At 61.6% G+C, this 17,336-nt stretch carries 21 protein-coding genes; 14 read left to right on the plus strand and 7 right to left on the minus strand.

Features of this window, described 5'->3' with window-relative positions:
* Positions 1-123 precede the first annotated feature (123 nt).
* Together ACNFBR_RS24555 and ACNFBR_RS24560 are read right to left on the minus strand one after the other, a co-directional pair.
* Positions 124-2,568 carry a TonB-dependent siderophore receptor gene (locus ACNFBR_RS24555; RefSeq protein WP_416737155.1) on the minus strand — a complete coding sequence of 815 codons (2,445 nt, stop codon included), beginning with the start codon at positions 2,566-2,568 and terminating at the stop codon, positions 124-126.
* Positions 2,569-2,695: 127 nt separating this feature from the next.
* The gene (locus ACNFBR_RS24560) at positions 2,696-3,556 is read right to left on the minus strand and encodes a formylglycine-generating enzyme family protein (RefSeq protein ID WP_416737156.1); all 861 of its coding nucleotides are present in this window, start codon (positions 3,554-3,556) and stop codon (positions 2,696-2,698) included.
* A 437-nt stretch (positions 3,557-3,993) separates the two neighbouring features.
* On the opposite strand from ACNFBR_RS24560, the gene ACNFBR_RS24565 reads away from it, so the two are divergent.
* The gene (locus tag ACNFBR_RS24565) at positions 3,994-4,155 is read left to right on the plus strand and encodes a hypothetical protein (protein WP_416737157.1); all 162 of its coding nucleotides are present in this window, start codon (positions 3,994-3,996) and stop codon (positions 4,153-4,155) included.
* 116 nt (positions 4,156-4,271) lie between these two features.
* Positions 4,272-5,153: a DMT family transporter gene (locus ACNFBR_RS24570; RefSeq protein ID WP_416737158.1), complete on the plus strand. Its 882-nt coding sequence runs from the start codon at positions 4,272-4,274 to the stop codon at positions 5,151-5,153.
* A 3-nt stretch (positions 5,154-5,156) separates the two neighbouring features.
* Here the strand turns inward: ACNFBR_RS24570 and ACNFBR_RS24575 are convergent, their stop codons facing one another.
* Together ACNFBR_RS24575 and ACNFBR_RS24580 are read right to left on the minus strand one after the other, a co-directional pair.
* Positions 5,157-5,615: a DUF4265 domain-containing protein gene (locus tag ACNFBR_RS24575; RefSeq protein ID WP_416737159.1), complete on the minus strand. Its 459-nt coding sequence runs from the start codon at positions 5,613-5,615 to the stop codon at positions 5,157-5,159.
* 13 nt (positions 5,616-5,628) lie between these two features.
* Complete coding sequence (locus tag ACNFBR_RS24580) at positions 5,629-6,504, minus strand: DMT family transporter (protein ID WP_416737160.1); 876 nt, start codon at positions 6,502-6,504, stop codon at positions 5,629-5,631.
* A gap of 250 nt (positions 6,505-6,754) precedes the next feature.
* On the opposite strand from ACNFBR_RS24580, the gene aceK reads away from it, so the two are divergent.
* Positions 6,755-8,464, plus strand: coding sequence for a bifunctional isocitrate dehydrogenase kinase/phosphatase (gene aceK, locus ACNFBR_RS24585; protein ID WP_416737161.1), 1,710 nt, complete (start codon positions 6,755-6,757; stop codon positions 8,462-8,464).
* A 15-nt stretch (positions 8,465-8,479) separates the two neighbouring features.
* Here the strand turns inward: aceK and ACNFBR_RS24590 are convergent, their stop codons facing one another.
* Entirely contained in the window at positions 8,480-9,334 is an 855-nt protein-coding gene (locus ACNFBR_RS24590) for a DUF6279 family lipoprotein (protein WP_416737162.1), read from the minus strand.
* Positions 9,335-9,528: 194 nt separating this feature from the next.
* Between ACNFBR_RS24590 and ACNFBR_RS24595 the strand changes: the two genes are divergently transcribed.
* Positions 9,529-10,365 (plus strand): S1 RNA-binding domain-containing protein, encoded by an 837-nt coding sequence (locus ACNFBR_RS24595; RefSeq protein WP_416737163.1) that lies wholly within the window; start codon positions 9,529-9,531, stop codon positions 10,363-10,365.
* Here the strand turns inward: ACNFBR_RS24595 and ACNFBR_RS24600 are convergent, their stop codons facing one another.
* Entirely contained in the window at positions 10,366-10,746 is a 381-nt protein-coding gene (locus ACNFBR_RS24600; RefSeq protein WP_416737164.1) for a hypothetical protein, read from the minus strand.
* A gap of 244 nt (positions 10,747-10,990) precedes the next feature.
* Here ACNFBR_RS24600 and ACNFBR_RS24605 point away from each other — a divergent pair, with 244 nt between their 5' ends.
* The 3 genes from ACNFBR_RS24605 (at position 10,991) to def (ending at position 12,880) form a co-directional block, all read left to right on the plus strand.
* Complete coding sequence (locus ACNFBR_RS24605) at positions 10,991-11,170, plus strand: CsbD family protein (protein WP_274906786.1); 180 nt, start codon at positions 10,991-10,993, stop codon at positions 11,168-11,170.
* 217 nt (positions 11,171-11,387) lie between these two features.
* Positions 11,388-12,347, plus strand: a complete 960-nt coding sequence (locus ACNFBR_RS24610; protein ID WP_416737165.1) for a YihY/virulence factor BrkB family protein — start codon at positions 11,388-11,390, stop codon at positions 12,345-12,347.
* Complete coding sequence (def, locus tag ACNFBR_RS24615) at positions 12,344-12,880, plus strand: peptide deformylase (RefSeq protein WP_416737166.1); 537 nt, start codon at positions 12,344-12,346, stop codon at positions 12,878-12,880. The genes ACNFBR_RS24610 and def overlap by 4 nt, the downstream gene beginning before the upstream one ends.
* On the opposite strand, the gene ACNFBR_RS24620 is transcribed toward def, so the two are convergent.
* Positions 12,835-13,203, minus strand: coding sequence for a GNAT family N-acetyltransferase (locus ACNFBR_RS24620; RefSeq protein ID WP_416737167.1), 369 nt, complete (start codon positions 13,201-13,203; stop codon positions 12,835-12,837). The genes def and ACNFBR_RS24620 overlap by 46 nt on opposite strands.
* A gap of 354 nt (positions 13,204-13,557) precedes the next feature.
* Between ACNFBR_RS24620 and ACNFBR_RS24625 the strand changes: the two genes are divergently transcribed.
* From ACNFBR_RS24625 to ACNFBR_RS24655, 7 genes are all read left to right on the plus strand, one after another.
* Complete coding sequence (locus tag ACNFBR_RS24625; RefSeq protein WP_416737168.1) at positions 13,558-13,815, plus strand: DUF2790 domain-containing protein; 258 nt, start codon at positions 13,558-13,560, stop codon at positions 13,813-13,815.
* 138 nt (positions 13,816-13,953) lie between these two features.
* Entirely contained in the window at positions 13,954-14,208 is a 255-nt protein-coding gene (locus ACNFBR_RS24630; RefSeq protein ID WP_416737169.1) for a type II toxin-antitoxin system HicA family toxin, read from the plus strand.
* Positions 14,205-14,537 (plus strand): type II toxin-antitoxin system HicB family antitoxin, encoded by a 333-nt coding sequence (locus tag ACNFBR_RS24635; RefSeq protein ID WP_416737170.1) that lies wholly within the window; start codon positions 14,205-14,207, stop codon positions 14,535-14,537. The genes ACNFBR_RS24630 and ACNFBR_RS24635 overlap by 4 nt, the downstream gene beginning before the upstream one ends.
* A gap of 153 nt (positions 14,538-14,690) precedes the next feature.
* Positions 14,691-15,116, plus strand: a complete 426-nt coding sequence (locus ACNFBR_RS24640) for a YybH family protein (RefSeq protein ID WP_416737171.1) — start codon at positions 14,691-14,693, stop codon at positions 15,114-15,116.
* Positions 15,117-15,160: 44 nt separating this feature from the next.
* Positions 15,161-15,505 carry a YciI family protein gene (locus ACNFBR_RS24645; RefSeq protein ID WP_172233190.1) on the plus strand — a complete coding sequence of 115 codons (345 nt, stop codon included), beginning with the start codon at positions 15,161-15,163 and terminating at the stop codon, positions 15,503-15,505.
* Between the two features lie 21 nt (positions 15,506-15,526).
* Positions 15,527-16,012, plus strand: a complete 486-nt coding sequence (locus ACNFBR_RS24650) for an SRPBCC family protein (RefSeq protein WP_416737172.1) — start codon at positions 15,527-15,529, stop codon at positions 16,010-16,012.
* Positions 16,012-17,250: an RNA polymerase sigma factor gene (locus tag ACNFBR_RS24655; protein WP_416737173.1), complete on the plus strand. Its 1,239-nt coding sequence runs from the start codon at positions 16,012-16,014 to the stop codon at positions 17,248-17,250. Before ACNFBR_RS24650 ends, ACNFBR_RS24655 begins: the two co-directional genes overlap by 1 nt.
* Positions 17,251-17,336 lie beyond the last annotated feature (86 nt).

Here is a 17,336-nt window from a genome sequence, read left to right on the forward strand (position 1 = left end):
GGCGATGTCGTTCAGGGCGGGATTAACCGGGGGCAACGCTTCAAGCCCGGCGCCAATGAAAAGCGGCGTTACGCTTGTCGCGTAACGCCGCTGCAGAGGAGGAGAAGTGGCAGGGAGTGCGGATCAGAAATCGTAACGCAGGTTGAGCGAGGCGTTGCGAGGGTCACCATAGTGGCCGACACTGCCGCCGATACCCGAGTAGTACTTCTCATCGAAGAGGTTGTTGAGGTTCGCCGTAGCCGTTATATGCTCGCTCACCTTGTAGCGTGCCATCAGGCTGACCACGGTGTAGTCATCCTGGGTAATCTTGCTGTAGTAGGGTTTGGGGTAGTAAAGCGAGATCCCCGAGTTCCAAGTGACACCCCCGCCGACGGTCAACTTCTCCCAAGCGCCGGAAAAGCGATAGGTGTTCCACAGCCGGATGGAGTCCATGGGCAGTTGAGTCAGCAGGCGATCGCCGTCCGGGTTCTCGGTTCGTGAATAGCTGTAGCTGGCTTGGGCATTCCAGTTCGGCAGAATTTCGCCGCTGATTTCCAGGTCGATACCTTTCGTTTCGCCTTTTTCGGCCTTGTAGGCCGTGCGGTCGGTGTCCAGCACGGTGCCGTCCTGGACGGCCAGGTTCTCTCGTTGAATGAGGTAGAGCGCCGCATTCGCATTCAAGCGTCCGCCGAAGAATTCGCCTTTCCAGCCAACTTCGTAGTTGCTGCCAATGACCGGATCAAGCATTTTCCCGCTGCGGTCTTCGCTGATCTGTGGCTTGAAGATGTCGGTGTAGCTGGCATACAGCGTCTGTTCGGGGGTGAGGTCGTAAGTGATACCGGCATACGGCGTAACCTCACCATGCTTCTTCATGGTGTAAGGATCACTCCAGGTGTAGAAGTAGTCGTAGCGGTAATCAGATACCCGCGCCCCCAGGATCACATTCACATCGTCCATCACGTTGAAGCGGAAGGCGGCATAGCTGCCACTCTGGCGGATATCGATGTTGAAGCGGTCTTCAATTTCGCCACGTTTGTTTTTGGGGCGCTCGAGGTAGTTGTCCCAGGTGTAGAAGTTCGCGGTGGTGGGGCTGCTTTCGAAGCCGTCTTGGTGGTTGTTGTAGTTCTGGTAGTTGTAGCCAGTGATGAACTGATGGGTGCGGCCGCCGAGCTCGAACGGACCTTGCAAGGTCACATCTACCCCGGTCTGGTTCTGCGGGGTGATGGCACGGTAGCGGTTGAAATTCGCCATGCCTGTTTCCTGGTCGAGGAACGCACGGTTGGTGGCGGTCAGGACCGAGCCAAAAAATTCATCGCGCTCGGAGTCCATATAGTTCGCGGCAAACTTGAGCTGCCAGTCGTTGGCAAACACATGCTCCAGGTTGACGAAATAGTTGGTCGTATCATAGTTGTCGAACGACCAGCGGGCACCGCTGGAGGTGGAACGGGAAAAGTTGGTTTGCTGGCCGTTGGTGTAGAGCAGCGGAACGCCCGGCGAGCCTTTGACTTTCAGCTTCTGGTAGTCGATGCCGAAGCGCAGCAGGGTAGCATCGTCCAGGTCAGTTTCGAGCACGCCGTAAAGCACTTCTTTGTCTTCGCTGTACCAGTCGCGGAAACTGTTGTTGGTTTGCTTGGCCGCAACGAACCGGCCGCGTATACCACCGTTTTCGCTCAGCGGCCCGGAAATATCCGCTTCGCTACGGTAGTAATCCCAGGAGCCGAAACCCTGTTGAACGTGGGCCTGGAACTCGCGGGTCGGCCGTTTGCGGATCAAGTTGACCACGCCACTGGGGTTGCCGGCCCCGGTCATCAGGCCGGTGGCGCCACGCACCACTTCGATGTGATCGTAGATGGCGGTGTCCAGCAGGGTGCTGGGCATGTTGCGGGTCTGGTTTTCCTGGGTGGTGGTGACACCATCGATCTGGTAGGTGTCGATCGCGGAACCGCGAGAGTAGATGTTGTAGCGTTGCCCGCCATCCTGGGACATGGTCACGCCAGGCGTCTGGTTCAACACGCTGGTGATGCTGTTGAGCTGCTGGTCTTCGATGCGCTGGCGAGTGATCACGCTGATGGTTTGTGGCGTTTCACGGATCGACAGGTTCATCTTGGTGGCCGTACTGGTCACACCGGTGGTGTAGGAACCAGTGCCCTCGGTCGTTGCTCCAAGCCCTGCGCCGTCAACGTTAGTCGCCGAGAGCTCGACCTGGCCGTCCTTTGCGGCGGAGCTGGCAGTTACCGTCACGGTATTGCCATCGATCTGATAACGCAGTCCTGTGCCTTGCAGCAGAATCCGCAACGAAGACTGCAGGTCGTGTCGGCCTGTCAGCGCGCTGGAGCGAAGCCCGCTGATGTCCTCCGGGCTATACAGCAACTGGGTATCGGTCTGCTTGGCCAGCGCCTGTAACGCCGAGTTCATCGACTGTGCTGGAATATCCAAGGTCCATTCCTGTGCCTGCACCTGCGCCACCAGCGCAGTGGACAGAGCCAGGCCCAGGCCAGCGCGCGACAGCGCGTGACGGGGACGAAGGGAATGACGGATCAGTAACGCTTTGGCAAGCGGGTTGAGCGGGCCGGGCAAGGACTTGGACATCTGTTGCGGTCTCGTTGGCAGAGGGGTTTTTTTCTATGTCAGGTATGTGACGCAGCAACTGTGAAAAACCGGAACGATTCTTATTGGCTGTATTTTTCACCGCCACTGCGTTAACCGCGTCACAACTTCACAATTCGCGTGCTACGCGAAAACCGAGGAAGTCGCCGCGGGTGGTCTTGAGGCGGTCGTTGCGGTTGGCCGAGCGCGAGAAGATCGGCGGCTCGCCCCAGTCGTTGCCCCGCATGTGCGCGCGGATGCACGTGGGGTCCTGGATCCAGGCGCTGCCGTCGCTGGGGGCACCTTCGTAGCTTTCGTGGTAGCAGTCGGCAACCCACTCGTAGACGTTGCCGTGCATGTCGTACATGCCAAAGGCATTGGCCGGGTAGCTGCCTACTGGCGCGGTGTAGGTGTAGCCATCGCGGGGGCCGTAGGTGTTGGCGTGCTTGCTGATTTCGTACTTGCCCGGCTCGTCGAAGGGGAACGGGAACGGCCCGGTGGAGCCGCCGCGGGCGGCGTATTCGCGCTCGGCTTCGCTGACCATGCGGTAGGGTTTACCGGTGGTCTTGGCCAGCCACTGGGTGTAGGCCTGCACTTCGTCGTAGTCGACACACACCGCTGGCTGGCGGGGGCCTTGCTTGTAGCTCGGCTTGCTGGCCTCGCACCAGCGACCGGGGCGCTCGTCACCGCTTTTGATGACGGTACCGGTGGCCTTGATATAGGCATCCAGCTCGCCGGCGGTGACCTGGTAGCGGCTCATGGCGAACGGCTTGGCGAAGGTCACGGTGTGCAACGGGCCTTCGTCGGGCTGGCGGCCGACTTCGTCGTCGGGGGCGCCCATCACGTAGCTGCCGGCGGGCAGCACGACCATCTCCGGGCAGTCTTTGCAGTCTTTGAACACCTCGCCGGGCTTGGCGGCGTGGGCGTAGGCGCTGACCAGCAGCAGGCAGGTGATCTGGGCTGGCCGGTAGAGCCAGGTGCATACGTTCATCGGTGATCCTCGAAACGGGTGAATGCGTGCTGCGTTTCGCATTCAGACGAGCCGAGGCGGTGGAAAATTAACCAGTAGCAGTGTGGGCACCGTCTTGCACGATACCTGAAGGCTGGCGCGATCCCTGTGGGAGCGGGCGAGCCCGCGAAGCAGTCGACGCGGTGGATGGCACCGGCTGCGCCGGTGTTCGCGGGCATGCCCGCTCCCACAGGTTCAGTGCTTACCTCAAGGCATGCCCAATCCCTGTGGGAGCGGGCGAGCCCGCGAAGAGGCCGGCACAAGCAGCACAAGACAGTTGCTCCCACAGGGATCGCGCCAGCTTGTGAAAATGGATCAACCCAGATTTCGCGCTCCGCAGAAGGTCTTGGGCAGTAGTTGCCAGCCATGTGCTACCGGGCTATAGTCCAGCCCATTGTTCTCTTCCCGAAGACCTGTTCATGCCAGCCAACCCTTCCACCACAGGCTTTGCCATCGCGCCAGTCGCGGGCATGGTCGTGCGTGGCTGCCAGCAGCCGGTCATGATCAGTCACTACCCACCACCTGTCAGTGGCGTCGTAGGCGGCGTAGCTCCGCCTCATTGCGTGGTCGTGCTGGGCTGATCGGCCTCTGGCCGCACCCTTTCGCACACGCAACCTACTGAACACGGTCGGCTACTTCCCTCGCTGAAGCGCACGCCGTCCGTTTGGCTTATCTGCCTACTATCAGGTGGCAACACATGTCTGTCTTTAGCAAAGCATCCGTGGCCTCGGCGGCCACTACCAGCCTGTTCGTCCTGCTGTGGAGCAGCGGGGCGATCGTCTCCAAGCTGGGCCTGGCACATGCCAGCCCGTTCGCCTTCCTGCTGTTGCGCTCGGCGCTGGCCCTGGCCGGCCTGCTGCTGATCGGCCCGCTGCTGGGGCTGCGCTGGCCGCGTACGCGCGGGGGCATTCTGCGCGCCCTGGGTACTGGGTGTGTGCTGCTTGGCGCCTACCAGATCTTCTACTTGCTGGCGCTCAACACCCACGTCACCCCTGGCGTGATGGCCACGGTGATGGGGGTACAACCGATCCTCACCGTGGTGCTGATGGAGCGTCAGCGCTCGTGGAGCCGTCTGTTCGGCCTGGGGTTGGGGCTGGGCGGTTTGATCATGGTGGTCTATCAAGGCATCAACCTGGGCGGAGTGTCGCTGGCGGGGATGCTGTTCGCCCTGCTGGCACTGCTCAGCATGACCGTTGGCTCGATCCTGCAGAAGCGCATTACCGACAACCCCATGGGCACGTTGCCGCTGCAATACCTGGCCGGCTTTGCCATGTGCGCGCTGTTCGCACCGCTGCAACCGCTGCAGGTGGCGTGGACCGGCGGCTTCGTCGGGGCGCTGCTGTGGATGGGGCTGGTAGTCTCGCTGCTGGCAACCTTGCTGCTGTACCGGCTGATCGCCAAAGGCAACCTGGTCAACGTCACCAGCCTGTTCTACCTGGTGCCGGCGGTGACCGCGGTGATGGACTTCCTGATCTTCGGTAACCGCTTGGCACCGCTCAGCCTGCTGGGCATGGGGCTGATCGTGGTGGGCCTGCTGTTCGTGTTTCGCAAGCCCGCGGCGCGTCTGGCCGAGGCGTAGGCCTTAGCGGAACTCTTCGGGGATGGCGTGCCGCAGTACGCCTTCCTCGAAGTCCAGCAGGCCGGCCTCGCGCTGGGTGAGCAGGTAGTAGAGCAGGGTGTCGAGCGAGCGTTGCGGCGGGACCTCGACCGCCAGCATTTTCACGGCCTGCTCGGTTTCGCAGTTGCAGCCGAAGTCCTGCAAGGCTGCGCGTACCTGGTCGAGCGTTTCCGGTGGTTTGACGACCACCCGGAACACCGAGCTGCCGCTGCTGTAACGCAGTTCGGCGAACCAGGTTTCGCCTTGGTCTTCACGGGTGGCGATCACGTCGCCCGGGGCGATGCCGTAGACATGGAAGGGGATGTTGTCGACGGCATAGCCGCCTTCCACGGCCTTGGCCCACAGGCCCTCGACCGAGGCCGGTGGGTAGCCGTTGGCGTCCTGCTCCAGGCGGAACAGGACCTTCTTGTACGCACTGTTCATCCACCACCCCGCTTTAGTTGCGCGCCGGGCGCAGCACCAGCCACAAGGCCAGGCCAATCAGCAGGCCGCCGTACAGGTGCGCCATCGACAGCGGCTCGTCCAGCAGCCATGCCCCCCACAATACGCCGAAAACCGGGATCAGGAAGGTCACGGTACTGGCTTTCACCGGGCCGATTTCTTCGAGCAGGCGGAAGTACAGGATGTAGGCGAATGCCGTGCACAGCAGGCCCAGGCCCAGCAACGACAGCCACACTTGCCAGCCGCCCCAGCTGGCGGGTGGCTGGCTGAGCGCGCTCCAGGCGAACAGCGGGCTCAGCATCAAGGTGGCGCCGAGCATGCTGCCCAGTGCCGACAGGCGGCTGTCCAGGCCGCTGACCCAGCGGCGCGCGAGGAACCCGGCGAAGCCGTAGCAGGTGGTGGCCGCCAGGCAGGCGAGGGCGCCTTGCAGCAGGGCCATGTCCAGCGCCACCGGGCCGGCGCCGCTGAGGATGCCGACGCCGAACAGGCCAAGGAAGATGCCGCACAGCTTTGGCAGGGTCATGGGCTCACGGAAGAACAACACGCCGATCAGAACGCCCATCAGCGGCGTGGTGGCGTTGAAAATCGCCGAGTAGCCGGCCGGCAGTACCTGAGCGGCGACGGAATAGAAGGTGGCAGGGATACCGGAGTTGATCATGCCCAACACCAGGCAGGCGCCGAGCTTGCCCTGGAAGTCCCAGCGCACGCGGGCGGCGGCGACGATGGCGACCAGGCCCAGGCAGGCGATGGACACACGGAAGAATGCCGTCGGCACCGTGCCCAGCTCGGGGGCGATGATGCGCATGAACAGGAAGCTCGCCCCCCAGACGGCGGCAAGGGTCAGCAGACGGGCTAGGGCGATGGGGCTCACAACGGTCTCCAGAAGCAGGGCAGGGGCGCGAGTGTACGCCAGGGGGCGGGGGGATTCTTGCGCTTTCTTGCGGTGTAAATTCTGTAGGAGCAGCCTTGTGCTGCGAAGAGGCCGGTACTGCCCATGCATCTCTACTGGTTGTACGGGCCTCTTCGCAGCACAAGGCTGCTCCTACCCGGGTATGGGGGTAACCCATACTGTGCGGGGGCGGCTAAGCTCTGTATTTCAACACTGCACCGAGGCTCACCGAATGACCCAGCACTGGCCTGCCGGCGAGATCGCCCGGATGATCCTCGATGGCTTCGACGACTACCGCGAGCATTTTCGCCGCATTACCCTCGGCGCCCGCGAGCGCTTCGAGCAGGCGCGTTGGCAAGATATCCAGCGAGCCGCCGCCACGCGGATCAACCTTTATGAACAGAAGGTCGGCGAGGTCAACGGTTGGTTACGCGATGCCTTCGATGACGAGGTGTTGCTGGAGGTCGAGCAGTGGCCTTTGGTGAAAAGCGCCTATATACGCCTGATCGACCCACGGTTGGACGATGAACTGTCGGAGACCTGGTACAACTCGTTGTTCTGCAGTTTGTTCAGCCATGACCAGATCAGCGACGGCTGCATGTTCATCCACACCACCCGGCCGTCGATCCGCAGCCACGAGCGTGCGACGCAAACCCGTACTTATTGCCCTGCTGGCAGCCTCAAGGCGCTGTTGCGGGCGATCTTCGCCGATTACGCATTTGCCTATGGTGATCTTGAAAGCGACGTGTCGCGCCTTGAAGAACAGTTGCGTGAAAGCCTGCCGGACTGGGTGTGCAAGGACCCGACGCTGGCGCTGGAGCTGTTTTCGCCGGTGCTCTACCGTAACAAGGGCGCCTACCTGGTCGGCCGGCTGTACAACAGCGATGAGCAGTGGCCGCTGGTGATCCCGCTGCTGCACCGCGAAGGCCATGGGGTCGAGGCCGATGCGCTGATCACCGACGAGGCCGAGGTGTCGATCATCTTTTCGTTCACCCGCTCGTACTTCATGGTCGATGTGCCTGTGCCGGCGGAGTTCGTCAATTTCCTCAAACGCATCCTACCGGGCAAGCACATTGCCGAGCTGTACACCTCGATCGGTTTCTACAAGCACGGCAAGTCGGAGTTTTACCGGGCGCTGATCAACCACCTGGCCAACAGTGATGACCGCTTCGTCATGGCGCCAGGGGTGCGTGGTATGGTCATGAGCGTGTTCACCCTGCCGGGCTTCAACACGGTGTTCAAGATCATCAAGGACCGTTTTTCGCCGTCGAAAACCGTCGACCGGGCCACGGTGATCGACAAATACCGGCTGGTGAAAAGCGTCGACCGTGTGGGGCGCATGGCCGATACCCAGGAATTTGCCGATTTTCGCTTCCCGCTAGGCAAGTTCGAGCCGCAGTGCCTGGCCGAGCTGCTGGAAGTGGCACCGTCGACCGTGGCGCTGGAGGGTGACACCGTGCTGATCCGCCACTGCTGGACCGAGCGGCGCATGACGCCGTTGAACCTGTACCTGGAGCAGGCCAGCGAGGCCCAGGTGCTGGAGGCGCTGGAGGACTACGGCCTGGCCATCAAGCAACTGGCGGCCGCGAACATCTTCCCCGGCGACATGTTGCTGAAGAACTTTGGCGTTACCCGCCATGGTCGGGTGGTGTTCTACGATTATGACGAAATCAGCTTCTTGACCGAAGTGAATTTCCGCCACATCCCGCCGCCGCGTTACCCGGAGGACGAGATGTCGGGCGAGCCGTGGTACTCCATCGGGCCGCATGACGTATTCCCCGAGGAGTTTCCGCCGTTCCTGTTTGCCGATATGGGCCAGCGGCGGTTGTTCAGCCGCTTGCATGGGGAATTGTATGACGCGGATTACTGGAAAGGGCTGCAGGCGGCGATACGCGAGGGGAAGGTGATCGATGTGTTTCCTTACCGGCGCAAGGGGCGGTGATCCTGCTGTCCACAACTACCCTTTCAAACACTTCAGCTCACTGAAATCAGTCCGCACCTTGCCCAGCCTTTCCTGCAGAAACCGCCGCTGCTGCGGGGTGCTCTGCTGCACCAGGTCCACCAGCAAGCTGCGCGCCTGCCGCTCGGTATTTTGATAGGCCGACCTATACGCCGGTGTCCACAAACTTTCCTTGCGCTGCAACAAGGTCGCCAGGCGCGGCTCGAAGCTGGCATCGTTGCGCTGGTTCATCGCCAGCAGCAATTGCTGCTGCCAGTGGGCGCGGTTGGCGATCCATTCACGGTTCTGGTCGCCCAATGCCTCGGACCAGGTCCGCACACGTTGCTTCTGCACCGGGGTCAGCTCGCCAAGCCAGGGTGTCAGGCGCTTTTCCATACGCTCGGTACGGCGGGCGATCTGTTTCGGCAGTGGGGTATCGACATACTGCTTCTGCCGCTCACTGATGTCGTCGCGGAAAGCTTCGCGCATTTCCGCTACCTGGCTGTCGCTCATGCCACGCAGCAGCTCGGTCGCCGACGGGGTGATTTCCTCGGCGACCCGGCCAATTGCTTCGCGGGCCTCGCGGGTGCGTTGCTGCAGGGCCTGGTCGGTTACCTGGTCGTCGGCTACCATGCCGCGTACCCGGTCCAGCCAGTCGAGGTAGCCGGGCAGCTGGGTCTTGCAATGCCAGGCCAGGTGTTCCTTCAACCGGTCGTCGAGCAAAGCCTTCTGCTCGCGGTTCATGTCCAGATAATCGCCCAGCGACCAAGGCACCAGGCGGTCGAGGTTACGGTAGGCCAGGTCGATGCGGCTGCAGGCGACCAGGGCGAAGCCGATGGCGATAAGCAGGGCTTTGGACAGGCGTTGCGGCATGTGCTGTTCCTTGCAGTGGCGGCCAGTGGGTAGACGTAAGGGTAGCCGCACGGTTCCACTGCGGTGCGGCAATGGCGGTTTCCTTCCATCGGCAAGCCCAAATCGCCAATGGCACAGGGGCAACCGTCCGGAAGCTTTGACACCACCCCATGTCTATCCGGAAAATAACCCCCTTGTCTTGAGGATCATCGGAAATGGCTCTGCTTGGGCGTTACAACAGTTTGCAAATCGTGAAACACGTGGACTTCGGTCTGTACCTGGATGGCGGCGCCGATGGCGAGATCCTGCTGCCTGGGCGCTACATCCCGAAAAACGCCGAGACCGAGGTCGATGACTGGCTGAACGTGTTCATCTACCTGGACAGCGAAGACCAACTGATCGCCACCACCGAGAAGCCCAAGGTGCAGGTGGGTGAGTTCGCCAGCCTCAAGGTCAAGGACATCAACGGCGCCGGTATCTTCCTCGACTGGGGCCTGTCCAAGGACTTGCTGATGCCGTACTCGGAAGAGGCGCGGCCGCTGAAGATCGGCGATTACTGCGTGGTGCACGTCTACCTCGACAAGCGCACCCGGCGCATCACCGCCACCTCGCGCCTGGACCGCTACCTCGACGTCACCCCGGCCGACTACAAGGTTGGCCAACCGGTCGAGCTGCTGGTGGCCGGCGAAACGCCGATGGGCTTCAAGGCCATCATCAACAACCGCCACTGGGGCCTGATCCACAAGAACGAGGTGTTCAAGTTCCTGCGCTCGGGCATGCATGAGAAGGGCTTCATCAAGGAAGTGCGCCCGGACGGCAAGATTTCGCTGAGCCTGCAGCCGGTCGGCGCCGCCCTGGCGGACACCCTGCAAGAGCAGATCATGGCGCGCCTGGAGGCCGAAGGCGGGGTGTTGGCGGTATGCGACAAGAGCGACCCGGCGTTGATCAGCAAGCTGTTCAACGTCAGCAAGGGCAACTTCAAGAAGGCCATTGGCGGGTTGTTCAAGCAGGGCCTGATCGTCATCCATGACGATCGGATCGAAAAGGCCTGATCAGGCCTGCACGAAGGTACGGAAGTCCAGCTGCTCGCCACCCGGGCGGGTGTCGCGCAGCAGCGAGTCGCGGTCGGCGCTGAGGGCCAGGCTGATGGTGGAGCGGCGCTTGCCGGGGTTGCGCACTTCCATCTGCTCCTGGTGAGCACGCAGGAAGTTGACGGGTACCTTCAGGTGCTGCAACTCATCGCTTTCAGGGGTGTGCAGCAGCAGGTTGACCCAGTCGGGCTGGCCCTTGCGCAGCAGCGCCACCGGCACTTCGAACCACCACAGGTTGCGCTTGCGGTCGAGGATGGCGAACAAGGTATTGCTGCTGGTCAGCACCGGCCGGGCCAATGCTTCGTTGCGCCGGGCAATGGCGGCGGGTTTGTCGAGTTTCATGCAGGTTCCTGCGGGTTGACGCTATGAAGGCCTGCATTGTGAGGGGTGGCACCGGGCTGGGCAAGGTTTGTCACTCGCGGTGCCTGTGCAAGCCCGCGAAGAGGCCGGTGCTTTACCGGCGAACCCGCGTCGCAGATTTACCGCTCGGCTCATGCAAGGGAAATTCGTTGAAACTCCTGATGAAAGCGTTGGGTCCACCAACTGTCGACACGGTTCACGTGTCCCCATTTGCAGGAGTTTTGCCATGAGCGGTACTAAAGACAAAGCGAAAGGCCTGGCCAACGAAGCGATTGGCAACGTGAAACAGGGTATTGGCAAGGTGACCGACAACGACAAGCTGCGGGCCGAGGGCAAGGCGCAGGAACTTAAAGGCGAGGCCCAGCAAATCAAGGGCAATGTCAAGGATGCGGTTAAAAAGCCTTGATTTGAGTGGGCTGTACTGGCCTCTTCGCGGGCTTGCCCGCTCCCACAGGTACTGCACGAGACTTCAGGTTTGTGCGGTGTCTGTGGGAGCGGGCAAGCCCGCGAACGGGTTGGTGCTGTTGTAAGCAAATTCTTGTAGTACGGCCGGGAGCAGCACAGCACGGGCAGGGTCTATTAGACTTACCTGTTGTAACGATCAAGCGGCGAAAGGAGACGCTATGATTTTCCCCGACCTGCGCGGCCTGCCCCTGCACCGCGTGTTGGTACGCACCGTCAAGGAATTCCTCGACGACGAGATGTCCACCTATGCTTCAGCGCTGGCCTACCAGGCGCTGTTCTCGCTATTCCCCTTCCTGTTGTTCCTGATTGCCTTGATCGGTTTCCTGCACTTGCCGGACTTCTTTTCCTGGCTGCGCCTGCAGTCGGAACTGGTACTGCCGCCCCAGGCGCTGGAGCAGGTGAACCCGGTGATCGACCAGTTGCAGCAGTCCAAGGGCGGGCTGTTATCGGTAGGTATCGTCATCGCCTTGTGGACCGCCTCGGCCGGTGTGCGGCTGATGATGAGCGCCATGAACGCTGCCTACGACGTGCCCGAAGGCCGCCCGGTATGGAAGCGCATTCCGCTGTCCATCTTCTACACCGTGGGCCTGGCCGGCATGTTGCTGGCGGCCGCTGCGCTGATGGTACTTGGCCCCCAGGTGATGGAGTGGATCGCTGCTCAGGTCGGCATGCAGGAGTTCATCGTCACGCTGTGGACCATCCTGCGCTGGCCGGTGATCATCATTCTGCTGATGGTGGCGGTGGCCCTGATTTACTACGTGATGCCTGACGTGAAACAGAAGTTTCGCTTCATCACCCCAGGCTCGGTGCTGGCGGTGGTGGTGTGGATCGTGGCCTCACTGGGCTTTGCCTACTACGTGAAGACCTTTGCCGACTACAACGCCATGTACGGCAGCATTGGTGCAATCATCGTGCTGTTGCTGTATTTCTATATCTCGGCTGCCGTGCTGCTGCTAGGCGCCGAAATGAATGCGGTGATCGAGCACATGTCCGCCGAAGGCAAGAACCCGGGCGAAAAAGACTTCGACGGGGAAAAGCCCAAGGAAACCTTGACGGTACTGGGCCACGAGCACCCGAAACCGAGCGAGCCTCATACCGTCGAGCCGAACCCCCGATGATCCGTGACATTCTCAAGATGGGCGACGAACGCCTGCTGCGCATCGCCCCGCCAGTGCCCGAACACATGCTCGGCACTGCCGAGCTGCAGCAACTGATCGACGATATGTTCGAAACCATGCTCCATGTGGGTGGTGTGGGCTTGGCCGCGCCGCAGATCGGCATCGACTTGCAACTGGTGATCTTTGGCTTCGAGCGCAGCGAGCGATACCCGGATGCCGAGGCGGTGCCGCAGACCATTCTGCTGAACCCGGTTATCACGCCGACCTCCAGCGAGGTCGAGGATGGTTGGGAAGGCTGTCTCTCGGTGCCCGGCCTGCGTGGCGTGGTGCCGCGCTTCAAGCATATCTGCTACGAAGGGATCGACCCCCAGGGCAAGCCGATCAACCGCTTTGCCGACGGCTTCCATGCGCGGGTGGTGCAGCACGAGTGCGACCACCTGATCGGCCGGCTGTACCCATCGCGTATCCAGGACTTTGCCAAGTTTGGCTACACCGAGGTGCTGTTCCCCGGGCTGGAAGTCGGCGACGACTGACCTCGCTGCAGGGCTACCAGGCGCTTGCTGCGCTGGTAGCGTTGCAGGCGGCCGGCCAGGGCTTCTGGCAGTTGTCCGGCCAGGTCGAACCCCAAGCGCTGGTAGAAGGGGGCAAGGTCGGGATGACAGAACAGCCAGACAGGCCCGTCAACCTGCGCCAGCGCCGCTTCGACCAACCGCGCGGCCACCCCTTGGCTGCGCCGCTGCGGGTCGACGAACAGGCCGGTCAGCCAGAATCCCTCATTCACCGCACTCAGGCTCAGCCCGGCGATGATGACTGGGGCTCTGGCGACCCAGAGTTCGGCGTCGCTTGCCGCGCGCATGCGCGAGCCGTGCTGGCGGTAAAAGTGGTCCAGCAGCCGGCGTTCTGTGTCCGAAAGTTTCGAACAGCATAAATTTTCAGAAATGGTCAGCCCTACCCTGAAACGTGGCCAAAGGCTCTGGCCTGATGATTTGCGGCCATTTTGTCGCAGATTGTTGCAAAACCGGCAAGGGTGAATATCCGACTCCGGGGTTCAACTATTGCTGGCCGGGAGTAGAATTTTACTCATCCCCCCTGGCAGTACGAAGCGGGATCGGTACTTCGTGCCATCTTCACCGTAGATGGCAACTTCTCCGCGCCGAATACGGCAATAGAAGTCAATCGATCAGCTTGAATGCTCAAAAGGCAAACCCACATGAAACCATTACTGATTCTTGCATTGGTCGGTATGTCCTCGTTCGCCCTTGCCGATGAGGTCAAACCTGTCTCCAGCCAGCCTGTGGCCCAGCAGTACGACTACTCCATGAACCTGGACATCAAACGGGTGATCAACCTGTCGACCATCCCCAATGTCTGCGAGGTGGTACCTGCGACCATGACTTACGAAGACCACCAGGGCCAGGTGCACACCATCCAGTACCGGGCCATGGGTGAGGGTTGCCAGCAGGGCTGATCAGTTTCTTGTCTGAGGTTGACGGCCTATCGCCGGGTTGTTGGCGGTAGGCCATTTGCTTGACCGCGCTGCATGCAAAGAAAAATCCTGAATGAATATCGAGGAAAAAGTGCTATCTTAATTTGATAGCATTTTTCGATGAACACTCGATACCGCAAAATTCTCGACGCTATTTTCCGAACGCCGACCACGGTGTCGTTGGCGTTCTCCGAGATTGAGGCATTGGTGATCCATCTTGGCGGTCAGGTGCTGGAGCGTCAGGGTTCCAGGGTGAAGCTAGTGCTTGCTGACCAGTCCTGGAGGTGTCACCGGCCTCATCCAGGCAAAGAAGCCAAGCGGTATCAGATTGAAGAGGCTCGCGAATTCCTCTTGCGGGCAGGAGTCAGGACATGAGTTGCATGCGCTACAAAGGCTACGCCGCGCGTATCGAGTACGACGAGCGTGACGACATCTTCGTTGGCCGTGTGCTCGGCATGCGAGACATCATCAGCTTCCACGCAAGCTCGGTGCCTGAATTGCATGAAGCGTTTCGCGATGCGCTGGAAGATTACCTGGCCGATTGTGCAGAGCAGGGCATTGCACCGGAAAAGCCCGCCTCAGGCAAAGTAATGTTGCGTATACGGCCCGAAGTTCATGCTGCCGCAAGCGTCGCTGCCCGTGCTGCCGGCAAAAGCCTCAACCAGTGGGCGGATGAAGTCTTCGAACAAGCCGCAATGGCCTGAACCTGGCTGCTTCTTTGTTTCTGGCTGGTACTCAACCGTCACGGTTACAGAATAATTTCTTCTTTTTGTCGAATCCTCCGACCTGTATTCGACCATGGATGAAGGCATGCTGCAGCGCATGTCAACACCCTATGTACTGTCGGAGGAACCCCGATGAGCACCGCAGCCGAAACCGAAATCCGCCAACTGATCGAGCGCTGGATGCAGGCCGTGCGCGATCGCGACATCCCCAACATCACCGCCCCCTATGCCGATGACATCGTCGCCTTCGATGCCATTCAGTCCCTGCAATTCAAAGGCAAGGCCCCCTACACCAAGCACTGGGAAATGTGCATGGGCATGTGCACCGGCCCCATGGTCTTCGAGTGCGCCGAACTCACCGTACACGCCGCTGGCGACCTGGCCCTGGCCCACTGGTTGAACCGCTGCGGCCCGGGCGATGACGAAAGCCAGTGCGGCTTCATGCGTGCCACCGTGGGCTATCGTCGTCAAGGTGGACAGTGGCAGGTGATCCACGAACATTGGTCGGCGCCCTTCGACATGGAAACGCAAAAAGCCCTGTTCGATCTCAAGCCCTGAGCCGTTATCGCCAAACGCACTTTGCCAATGCCCTGGAGGCGACCATGAAATACCTGTGCCTGGTCTATTGTGACGAAGGGCTGCTGCACAGCCTGCCCGACAGCCCGGAAGACGCCGAGTGCATGGCCTACGCCGAAGCCATTCACGGCTCCGGGCGCATGTTGGCGGCTGAGGCGCTGAAGCCAGTGCAAACGGCCACCACGGTGCGCATGCGCAACGGGCACATGAGCCTGACCGACGGCCCGTTCGCCGAAACCAAGGAGCAACTGGCCGGCTTTTACCTGGTGGAGGCCCGCGACCTCAACGAAGCACTGAACATCGCCAAGGGCATCCCTGCCGCACGGGTCGGCAGTGTCGAGGTGCGCCCGGTGCGCGAACTGCAACCCTGACCGCTACGGAGAACAACCAGCATGAGCCTTGCACCCACTGCGCAAGCGCAACACGAGTTGTCCATCAGCCGCCTGATCGACGCACCACCGGCCAAAGTGTTCCGGGCCTGGACCGAACCCCAGTGGCTGATGCAGTGGTGGGGGCCGCACGGTATGACCACCCCGGAGTGCGAGATGCAGTTGTGGGCCGGCGGCCTGTTTCGCACCCTGATGCGGGCGCCGGATGGCAGTGAGTACCCGAACCAAGGCGTATTTCTGGAAATTGCCGCACCACGCCGGTTGGTGTTCACCGATGCCTTCGGCCCCGGTTGGGTGCCGTCGGACAAGGCGTTCATGACTGCTGTGATCAGCTTTGACGAGGAAAACGGCAAAACCCGCTACACCGCTCGTGCCTGGCACTGGAATGCCGCTGACTGCCGGGCCCATGAAGAAATGGGCTTCCACCAAGGCTGGGGAGAAAGCCTGGACCGCCTGGTGGAAGTGGTGACCCAACGGATGCCCGACTGATGACGGCACTGGCGCAGGTACGCGCCGAAGTCGAGGCCGTGTACCGGGGCGAGTCAAGGCGCATCCTGGCGACGTTGATCCGCCTGCTGGGTGATTTCGACCTGGCCGAGGAGGCCATGCACGATGCCTTCTTCATTGCCGTCGAGCGCTGGCAGCACGACGGTATCCCCGCCAACCCGCGCGCGTGGCTGGTCTCTACCGGGCGTTTCAAGGCCATCGATGCGCTGCGCCGGCGCGCCCGTTTCGATCGTTCCCAGGCAGACCTCGGCATGCTGCTGGAAGGCCAGGCGCAGGACCCCAGTGAAGAGGAACTGCTGGCGGACGACCGCTTGCGGCTGATCTTCACCTGCTGCCACCCGGCACTGTCGGCCGATGCCCAGGTACCGCTGACCCTGCGCGAAGTCTGCGACCTGACCACCGAGCAGATCGCCCGGGCATTCCTGCAAAGCCCGGCCACCATCGCCCAGCGTATCGTCCGCGCCAAAGCCAAGATCCGCGACGCTGGCATTCCGTACCAGGTGCCAGAGCTGAATGAGCTGCCGGAGCGCCTGGAAAGCGTGTTGCGGGTGATCTACCTGGTGTTCAACGAAGGCTATTCGGCGTCATCGGGCGAGGCACTGCTGCAGCAGGACCTGAGCGATGAAGCCATTCGCCTGGCCCGGCTGTTGGTGCAGTTGCTGCCCGACCCGGAAGCGGTTGGCCTGCTGGCCTTGATGTTGCTGCAGGCGTCCCGGCAGGGGGCGCGTACCGATGCCCAGGGCAACTTGGTGGTGCTGGAGCAGCAGGACCGTAGCCTGTGGAACCGGCAGCACATTGCCGAAGGCTGTGAGCTGGTGCGCCAGGCGCTGCAGAGCCGGGCGTTCGGTATCTATACCATCCAGGCGGCGATTGCTGCTGTGCATGCCGAAGCGGCGACAGCTGAAGAGACGGATTGGGCAGAGATCGTTGGGCTGTACGACGTGTTGCAGCGTCATTGGCCATCGGCGGTGGTGGAGTTGAACCGGGCGGTGGCGCTGGCGAAACGGGATGGGCCGGAGGTTGGCCTGCGCGAAGTCGAGGGGATTCTGGCGCGGGGGGAATTGCAGGATTATCACCTGGCGCATGCGGCGCGTGCCGAATTTCATTACCAGCTGGGGCAGGTGGAGCAAGCGCGTGCGGCCTGGCGACAAGCGCTGGCTTTGACCCGGCAAGCGCCGGAGCGGCGGTATATCGAGCAGCGGCTGAAACTCATCGAGTGATGTTGGCTATACCGGCCTCTTCGCGGGCAAGCCCGCTCCCACAGGATCGCGCCAAGGCTGCATGCTGTGGGGTCCCTGTGGGAGCG

This window comes from Pseudomonas sp. NY11955 (assembly GCF_048068035.1).
Lineage (GTDB): Bacteria > Pseudomonadota > Gammaproteobacteria > Pseudomonadales > Pseudomonadaceae > Aquipseudomonas.

Coding starts and splice junctions, on each gene's coding strand:
- ACNFBR_RS24620 (WP_416737167.1), bottom strand. CDS start 13,203: ATGCGCGCGGCAAGCGACGCCGAACTCTGGGTCGCCAGAGCCCCAGTC.
- ACNFBR_RS24655 (WP_416737173.1), top strand. CDS start 16,012: ATGACGGCACTGGCGCAGGTACGCGCCGAAGTCGAGGCCGTGTACCGG.
- ACNFBR_RS24630 (WP_416737169.1), top strand. CDS start 13,954: ATGAACACTCGATACCGCAAAATTCTCGACGCTATTTTCCGAACGCCG.
- ACNFBR_RS24650 (WP_416737172.1), top strand. CDS start 15,527: ATGAGCCTTGCACCCACTGCGCAAGCGCAACACGAGTTGTCCATCAGC.
- ACNFBR_RS24595 (WP_416737163.1), top strand. CDS start 9,529: ATGGCTCTGCTTGGGCGTTACAACAGTTTGCAAATCGTGAAACACGTG.
- ACNFBR_RS24555 (WP_416737155.1), bottom strand. CDS start 2,568: ATGTCCAAGTCCTTGCCCGGCCCGCTCAACCCGCTTGCCAAAGCGTTA.
- ACNFBR_RS24575 (WP_416737159.1), bottom strand. CDS start 5,615: ATGAACAGTGCGTACAAGAAGGTCCTGTTCCGCCTGGAGCAGGACGCC.
- ACNFBR_RS24570 (WP_416737158.1), top strand. CDS start 4,272: ATGTCTGTCTTTAGCAAAGCATCCGTGGCCTCGGCGGCCACTACCAGC.
- ACNFBR_RS24560 (WP_416737156.1), bottom strand. CDS start 3,556: ATGAACGTATGCACCTGGCTCTACCGGCCAGCCCAGATCACCTGCCTG.
- aceK (WP_416737161.1), top strand. CDS start 6,755: ATGACCCAGCACTGGCCTGCCGGCGAGATCGCCCGGATGATCCTCGAT.
- ACNFBR_RS24640 (WP_416737171.1), top strand. CDS start 14,691: ATGAGCACCGCAGCCGAAACCGAAATCCGCCAACTGATCGAGCGCTGG.
- ACNFBR_RS24635 (WP_416737170.1), top strand. CDS start 14,205: ATGAGTTGCATGCGCTACAAAGGCTACGCCGCGCGTATCGAGTACGAC.
- ACNFBR_RS24565 (WP_416737157.1), top strand. CDS start 3,994: ATGCCAGCCAACCCTTCCACCACAGGCTTTGCCATCGCGCCAGTCGCG.
- def (WP_416737166.1), top strand. CDS start 12,344: ATGATCCGTGACATTCTCAAGATGGGCGACGAACGCCTGCTGCGCATC.
- ACNFBR_RS24610 (WP_416737165.1), top strand. CDS start 11,388: ATGATTTTCCCCGACCTGCGCGGCCTGCCCCTGCACCGCGTGTTGGTA.
- ACNFBR_RS24590 (WP_416737162.1), bottom strand. CDS start 9,334: ATGCCGCAACGCCTGTCCAAAGCCCTGCTTATCGCCATCGGCTTCGCC.
- ACNFBR_RS24625 (WP_416737168.1), top strand. CDS start 13,558: ATGAAACCATTACTGATTCTTGCATTGGTCGGTATGTCCTCGTTCGCC.
- ACNFBR_RS24600 (WP_416737164.1), bottom strand. CDS start 10,746: ATGAAACTCGACAAACCCGCCGCCATTGCCCGGCGCAACGAAGCATTG.
- ACNFBR_RS24605 (WP_274906786.1), top strand. CDS start 10,991: ATGAGCGGTACTAAAGACAAAGCGAAAGGCCTGGCCAACGAAGCGATT.
- ACNFBR_RS24645 (WP_172233190.1), top strand. CDS start 15,161: ATGAAATACCTGTGCCTGGTCTATTGTGACGAAGGGCTGCTGCACAGC.